This is a genomic window from Pseudomonas sp. SIMBA_067, assembly GCF_046534675.1.
Lineage (GTDB): Bacteria > Pseudomonadota > Gammaproteobacteria > Pseudomonadales > Pseudomonadaceae > Aquipseudomonas > Aquipseudomonas putida.
The window spans coordinates 1-251 of record NZ_JAWRYH010000965.1; the positions used below are offsets into that span (position 1 = coordinate 1).

Here is a 251-nt window from a genome sequence, read left to right on the forward strand (position 1 = left end):
GGGTCAGGTCTTTCTTTTTGCCACTATCTTACTTACTCGAGAATAATGCAGTTGAAAATAATCGCCAACCTCTTTCAACGTATATCCACCGGATGCATAGGCAGCTCTTATGGCGTCATTGCGACTACTACACTGTTGAGCATATTCTGTTAATGCTAACGCTGCCTTGCGCCTTTGCTTTTGAGGTACTTCCGATAAATCGCCTTCTTGTGCTTTAAGTAATTCTAAATGTTCCTTTACGAACTCATCGC

1 protein-coding gene is annotated in these 251 nt (G+C 42.2%); it reads right to left on the minus strand.

Annotation, left to right across the window (positions count from 1 at the left end):
- Positions 1–3: 3 nt before the first annotated feature.
- Positions 4–251, minus strand: a 248-nt coding sequence (locus tag SB765_RS32075) for a hypothetical protein (protein WP_410932819.1), incomplete at its 5' end; no start/stop codon positions are given.